We start from the raw sequence: 6,031 nt of genomic DNA on the forward strand, positions 1-6,031 counted from the left end.
GTGTTCGCCTTTGTGGCCGACGAGGAGAACGGCGGCAAATACGGGTCGCAGTGGCTGGTGGACAACCGGCCTGACCTGTTCGCGGGCATCTCCGAGGCGATCGGGGAGGTCGGCGGGTTCTCGCTGACCGTGCCGCGCCGTGATGGTGGTGAACGGCGGCTCTATCTGATCGAGACCGCGGAGAAGAGCATGCACTGGATGCGGTTGACCGCACGCGGCCGACCGGGACACGGCTCGATGGTCCATGACCACAACGCGGTGACCACTCTCGCCGAAGCGGTAGCGCGACTGGGCCGCCACCGCTTCCCATTGGTGCCGACCGACAGCGTCGTGCAGTTCCTGACGGCCGTCGGCGAAGAAACCGGATTCACCTTCGACACCGATTCGCCGGACTTGGATGGGGCCGTCGAGAAACTGGGCCCGATCGCCCGCATTGTGAAAGCCACGCTTCGTGACACCGCCAATCCGACGATGCTCAAGGCCGGTTACAAAACCAACGTGGTGCCGGCAACTGCCGAAGCGGTGGTGGACTGCCGGATTCTTCCCGGTCGCCTGGCGGCATTCGAGGCCGAGGTCGACGAGTTGATCGGCCCCGACGTCACGCGCGAATGGACCACCAGCCTGCCGTCGTATGAAACGACGTTCGACGGTGACCTGGTCGACGCCATGAACGCGGCGTTGCTGGCCGTCGATCCGGACGCCCGGACGGTGCCGTTCATGCTTTCCGGTGGGACCGACGCGAAAGCCTTCGAGCGCTTGGGTATTCGCTGCTTTGGGTTCGCCCCGCTGCGGCTGCCGCCGGATCTGGATTTCGCGGCGTTGTTCCACGGCATCGACGAACGGGTACCCGTCGACGCGCTGAAGTTCGGCACCGAGGTGCTGACACATTTCCTGATGCACTGCTAGCCGATTACACGAGAGGGGATCGATCATGAGCACCACCGACCCGTACGCCGCGCTGCCTCAGCTGCCGTCGTTTCATCTGGAGTCGGCGTCGTTCGCCGATGGCCACCCGTTGGCCAACGCACAAGTCAGCGGCATTTTGGGTGCCGGCGGCGAAGACGTCAGCCCGCAGCTGTCCTGGTCGGGATTTCCAGACGGCACAAAGAGTTTCGCGGTGACCGTCTACGACCCGGATGCGCCGACGCTGTCCGGCTTCTGGCACTGGGCGGTGGCCAATCTGCCCGCCTCGGTCCACGAACTGGCCGCCGGCGCGGGTGAAGGCAGCAACCTGCCCGGCGACGCCTTGACGCTGGTCAACGATGCGGGTGCGCGGCGCTACATCGGGGCGGCGCCTCCTGCCGGACACGGGCCGCACCGCTACTACGTCGCTGTGCACGCGGTTGACGTCGACAAGCTCGACCTGCCTGAGGATGCCAGCCCGGCGTTCTTGGGCTTCAACCTCTTTCAGCATGCGATCGCGCGAGCCGTGATCCATGCGACCTACGAGCAACACTAGGGCGGCTAGCGATTGCCGATGACAGCCAGATGACGGACCCCGACCCTAACCGGCTCGGCGGCCTCGAGTGGGTCCGACGCACCCGCGGCACGTTGACGGCAGCGGAGCGACGTCGCCTTATTGGTGCGATCGCGGTGAGCCAGGCGGTCAACGCCGTCGGACGCCTGAAGCTAGCGCTGGGGAGGCTGCCCGACGGCGCATCGAGCATCGATGTGCGCGATTTCGAGCCACCTGACTCGAGGCTTGCGCGCGAGGCCGAGGCGGCGTGCGCCGAGCAGCCCGATTTGATAGCCGGCCATTCGTATCGGACCTGGATGTGGGGAATGGCACTGGCGACCCTCGACCGTGAGCGGATCGACCGTGAGCTGTTTTACTGCGCCGCACTGATCCACGACTGGGGAGCCACGGCCCCCGTCCCGGGCGAGGACTTCACGATCCGCGGAGCCGAACGAGCGCTGGCATGTGCTCACGCTGCGGGCATCGATCCGGCTCGAGCGGATCTGATCGCCGACGGCATCTGCTGCCACACGACGCCCGGCGCGACCGTCGAGCGGGATGGTGCAATCGCCTACTACGTGCAGTACGGGGCGATGGTCGACGGTGCCGGCCTGCGTGCGTGGGACGTTGCTCCGCACAACATTGCCGAGGCGCTGCGACGCCATCCGCGCGGGCCCGCCTTCAAGCGGGGCCTTGGCGACACGATCAGAGCCGAGGCGCGCGCCGTCCCGGGCGGACGCTTCGGGCTACTCCGGCGATGTGGAATGACGCTCGCAGTGCGGCTGGCGCCGTTCGACAGCTGACCAGGTCCGGGCGCGACTAGCGGGACGCCGATCCCACCGCGTCGCTCAACGACGTGAAGCCGCCCGCACGCAACCGGTCGGCGAGCCCGTCGTGAATGTGCTTGGCCCACAAGCCTCCGCCGTAGATGAAGCCGGTGTAGCCCTGCAGCAACGATGCGCCCGCGGTGATCCGGTCCCAGGCGTCGTCGACGGTCTCGATGCCACCGACGCTGATCAGCGCCAGCCGGTCACCGACCCGGCCGTACAGCCGCCGTAGCACCTCGCCGGCCCGCTGGGTCAGCGGTGGCCCGGAGATGCCGCCGCTACCCAGTTGGTCCACGCCCGGTGTGCGCAGCCCTTCCCGCGACACCGTGGTGTTGGTGGCGACGATGCCGGCCAGGCCGAGTCCGATTGCCAGGTCGGCGATGTCGTCGATATCGGTGTCGGCGAGGTCGGGTGCGATCTTGACCAGTACCGGAGTCGAGGTCACGGCCAGAACCGCGGACAGGATCCCGCGCAGCGCCTCGACCGTCTGCAGGTCGCGCAGTCCAGGTGTGTTCGGCGAGCTGACGTTGACCACCAGGTATGCGGCGTGCGGCGCGACCTGCATGGCGCTGGCCCGGTAGTCGTCAGCGGCGTCGGCGGGCGCCGTGATTTTGGTCTTGCCGATGTTGACCCCGATGGGAACGTCAGGGTGGTGCCGGGCCAGTCGGGCGGCCAATGCGGCGGCGCCGTGGTTGTTGAAGCCCATCCGGTTGAGCAGGGCGCGGTCGGCGGGCAGCCGGAACAGACGAGGGGCGGGGTTGCCCGGTTGCGCCTGCGCGGTGACGGTGCCGACTTCGGCGTAGCCGAAACCCAGTGCGCCCCAGGCGTTGAGCCCGGTGCCGTCTTTGTCGAAGCCGGCGGCCAGGCCCAGCGGCCCGGCGAAGTGCACCCCGAATACGGTGCTGGCCAGTACCGGGTCGATCGGCGCCAGTCGACGGCGCAGTTGGCGCCGGACCGGCGCAGCGGCCGTGGCGCCACGTAGCCCCGCGAACGCCAGTGTGTGGATGCCTTCGGCGGGTACCAGGAACAGCAACCGGCGCAGCGTTGCGTACATCGCGGGACTCTCGTCACGCGGCAGATCCGCCGTCACAGGTCCGGCTGATCCGGCCGGCTACCGTCAGCGCGCTCTGCACGAGATTTCCTGCGGCGCAACAGTACCCGTCTACTTCCGTCGGTGTAGAGCCGTACCCGGGTCAATTCCCAGCCGCGATACTCCGCTTCGATGGACAGCCTCGTCGATGCGCTGAGCCTGGTTATCTCGGGCGGCAGACGCAACGGCGCCCATTCGTACTCGTCGGACAATTCGGTGTCCCAGCCCGTCGGCAGCCTGCCGGGCCGTGCCGCCGTCAACGTGGACCTGTCGCCGCGTGTTCGATCATCTGCACCCCGCCGCCCGCGCCGGACACGACATACAACGTGCCCGCGACATCGTCGAAGGCGAGCGTGTCGGGTTGCCGCACCGTTGGGTACCGTACCTTTTCCAGTGGTATTCCGGTTGACAGATCGTAACCAATAACGATATTCGCCGACGTCTGAGAAACCCAGGCCAACCCGCGCGATCCGGCCACGCCGTACGGGGATTCCGGGACCGGGTAGGCCTGGCGCAGGATCAGCGGGTCGACCCCGAACACCAACAACTGACCGCCCCGGGTGTCGGCCACCAGCAACCGGCCCGCCGGATCGGCCGTCATGTTGGTGGCGCCCTGGCCGGCGCGCAGCGACTGCCCGATCTTGCCGTCGGCGCCGACCGTGATGACCGAGGTCTGCCCGCGATCCAGGACGGCGACGGTATTGCCTTGGGCGGCAATCGAATCGATGTGCGCATGGACGCTAGTCCGGGCCACGTCGGTGGCGTCGGGTTTCAGCGTGTACAGGGTCCCGTCGGCGGCGCCGAGAACCAGCACGCCGTCGGAGCGGCGGGTGATCGCGGTGAAGTCGACGTTGTCGGCGTCGCGGACGCTCACCCGGCTCGCGCGGCCGGCCGCCAGATCGACAATGAAATAGCAACCGCGACCGGACACATAGGCCGTGCCGTCATTGTCCCCGGCCAATGCGGTCGCCCGGCCGGGCAGATCAACGACCCGCTGAGTTGTTTGCTGGAAGCCCAGCAGTGTGAGGCTCGTCGGTGACGTGGAGGTAGGCCCGGGAGCGACGATCACCAGCTGCGAGGTGTGGCCGTCGAATATCGCCGTCTGCGGTGCGCCAGTCAGCGGGCGGACCACACCCGCCGGAGCCTGCGACAGCGGCGGGGATTCGGCCGCCCGCGCCGGCGCGATCGTGGGTACGTCCTTGTCGAGGGTTTTGCCCGAACACCCGGCCAGAAGTAGCAGGGAAAGCAGCAGGCCAATGGCCCGCCGGCGAGGGACGTTCTCGCCATGTTTGCGGTGTACGGGCACGGGGTAACTCTCGGGTGCTCAGGGGGCTAGCCAGTGTAAAGGGGTGGTCCGATTGGGACTCGATCCTAGGGAACATTGTCGGGTATGGCTTCGGTCGTCCGGGGTTACCTGGGGTACGCCGCGAGGTATGGTCGCCATATGAGCGTTGCCGATGACGGCCAATTCTCAGACGGAGAGTTTGCTATCGAAGACATGTGGCTGGGCTTCTTCTCGACCAAGATCTTGGCCAGTGGTTTCGGTCAGGTCGGCGACGGCCGAAGCTTCGCGTTCTGCATCGAAGGTCAAAAGCTGCTGGTCGAGGTGTATCGGCCGATGCTCAGAGGTCCGGTCCCGCAGCCCGAAGACGTTGTCGCCAGAGCCCGGCGCAATGTCGTCGATGTCGACATCACCGACGAGCGCAGTCTGGGCGCTGCCGTCCGTGACGCGGTTGCCCTGGCCGACGCTTCCAAGTAGTTCGACCGCACGGCTGTTTGGCATGGCGACCCGGTACGGTCGTCGTCGTGCATGCGGTTCCGGCGATGTCATGGTGGCAAGTTGTCGTGTTGGCCGTCGTTCAGGGCTTGACCGAATTCCTGCCGGTGTCCTCGTCAGGGCACCTGGCGATCGTGTCGCGGGTCTTCTTCGCCGGCGATGCCGGTGCGTCGTTCACGGCCGTGGCGCAATTGGGCACCGAGGCCGCTGTGCTGGTCTATTTCGCCCGCGACATCGTGCGGATCCTCAAAGCGTGGTTCAGCGGGCTTGGCGCCGCCGCCCGCCGCACGACCGATTACTGGCTCGGTTGGTACGTCATCATCGGAACCATCCCGATCTGCGTGCTGGGTCTGTTCTTCAAGGACGAGATCCGTACGGGCGTGCGTAACCTCTGGGTGATTGCGACGGCGCTGGTGGTGTTTTCAGCGGTGATCGCCTTGGCCGAGCGCATCGGACGGCAGAGTCGCGACGTCGAGCAGCTGACTTGGCGCGACGCCGTCGTCGTCGGCATCGCCCAGACGCTGGCGCTGGTGCCCGGAGTGTCGCGGTCGGGCGCCACCATCAGCGCCGGCCTCTTCCTCGGTCTCGAGCGGGAGTTGGCCGCCCGGTTCGGCTTCCTGCTGGCCATTCCGGCGGTGTTCGCCTCGGGGCTGTTCTCGCTGCCGGACGCTTTCCGTCCGGTTTCAGAGGGTATGAGCGCGACCGGATCGCAATTGGTCGTGGCGATCGCGATCGCCTTCGTTGTGGGCCTGGCCGCGGTGGCGTGGTTTCTGCGGTTTCTGGTGCGCCACAGCATGTATTGGTTCGTCGGCTACCGGGTCGCGGCCGGCGCAGCCGTGCTGATCTTGTTGGCTACCGGGGTAGTGAGCGCGACGTGACCG

The 6,031-nt window shown here is 67.1% G+C and carries 8 protein-coding genes; 5 read left to right on the top strand and 3 right to left on the bottom strand.

Annotation, left to right across the window (positions count from 1 at the left end; all coding sequences use genetic code 11):
- The 3 genes from WAN02_RS29895 to WAN02_RS29905 form a co-directional block, all read left to right on the top strand.
- Nucleotides 1-906: M20/M25/M40 family metallo-hydrolase (locus tag WAN02_RS29895; RefSeq protein ID WP_422269000.1), on the top strand; the 906-nt coding region annotated here is incomplete at its 5' end.
- Nucleotides 907-931: 25 nt separating this feature from the next.
- Entirely contained in the window at nucleotides 932-1,459 is a 528-nt protein-coding gene (locus WAN02_RS29900) for a YbhB/YbcL family Raf kinase inhibitor-like protein (protein WP_422269001.1), read from the top strand.
- Between the two features lie 29 nt (nucleotides 1,460-1,488).
- Nucleotides 1,489-2,259, top strand: a complete 771-nt coding sequence (locus tag WAN02_RS29905; protein ID WP_422269002.1) for a hypothetical protein — start codon at nucleotides 1,489-1,491, stop codon at nucleotides 2,257-2,259.
- Between the two features lie 16 nt (nucleotides 2,260-2,275).
- Here WAN02_RS29905 and WAN02_RS29910 read toward each other — a convergent pair whose 3' ends face one another.
- The 3 genes from WAN02_RS29910 to WAN02_RS29920 are packed head-to-tail and all read right to left on the bottom strand — an operon-like array spanning nucleotide 2,276 to nucleotide 4,679.
- Nucleotides 2,276-3,337, bottom strand: a complete 1,062-nt coding sequence (locus WAN02_RS29910) for a quinone-dependent dihydroorotate dehydrogenase (protein ID WP_422269003.1) — start codon at nucleotides 3,335-3,337, stop codon at nucleotides 2,276-2,278.
- Between the two features lie 32 nt (nucleotides 3,338-3,369).
- Nucleotides 3,370-3,633, bottom strand: a complete 264-nt coding sequence (locus tag WAN02_RS29915; protein ID WP_422269004.1) for a DUF5703 family protein — start codon at nucleotides 3,631-3,633, stop codon at nucleotides 3,370-3,372.
- Nucleotides 3,630-4,679, bottom strand: a complete 1,050-nt coding sequence (locus tag WAN02_RS29920; RefSeq protein ID WP_422269005.1) for a YncE family protein — start codon at nucleotides 4,677-4,679, stop codon at nucleotides 3,630-3,632. Before WAN02_RS29920 ends, WAN02_RS29915 begins: the two co-directional genes overlap by 4 nt.
- A gap of 138 nt (nucleotides 4,680-4,817) precedes the next feature.
- Here WAN02_RS29920 and WAN02_RS29925 point away from each other — a divergent pair, with 138 nt between their 5' ends.
- Nucleotides 4,818-5,132, top strand: a complete 315-nt coding sequence (locus WAN02_RS29925; RefSeq protein ID WP_422269006.1) for a hypothetical protein — start codon at nucleotides 4,818-4,820, stop codon at nucleotides 5,130-5,132.
- 65 nt (nucleotides 5,133-5,197) lie between these two features.
- The gene (locus tag WAN02_RS29930; RefSeq protein ID WP_422269007.1) at nucleotides 5,198-6,028 is read left to right on the top strand and encodes an undecaprenyl-diphosphate phosphatase; all 831 of its coding nucleotides are present in this window, start codon (nucleotides 5,198-5,200) and stop codon (nucleotides 6,026-6,028) included.
- Nucleotides 6,029-6,031 lie beyond the last annotated feature (3 nt).

The sequence above is a fragment of the Mycobacterium sp. genome (assembly GCF_049281135.1).
Lineage (GTDB): Bacteria > Actinomycetota > Actinomycetes > Mycobacteriales > Mycobacteriaceae > Mycobacterium.

Bases quoted from the DNA above. Each gene is read 5' to 3' on its own strand.
- WAN02_RS29900 (WP_422269001.1), top strand. From the start codon at position 932: ATGAGCACCACCGACCCGTACGCCGCGCTGCCTCAGCTGCCGTCGTTT.
- WAN02_RS29905 (WP_422269002.1), top strand. From the start codon at position 1,489: ATGACGGACCCCGACCCTAACCGGCTCGGCGGCCTCGAGTGGGTCCGA.
- WAN02_RS29910 (WP_422269003.1), bottom strand. From the start codon at position 3,337: ATGTACGCAACGCTGCGCCGGTTGCTGTTCCTGGTACCCGCCGAAGGC.
- WAN02_RS29925 (WP_422269006.1), top strand. From the start codon at position 4,818: ATGAGCGTTGCCGATGACGGCCAATTCTCAGACGGAGAGTTTGCTATC.
- WAN02_RS29930 (WP_422269007.1), top strand. From the start codon at position 5,198: ATGTCATGGTGGCAAGTTGTCGTGTTGGCCGTCGTTCAGGGCTTGACC.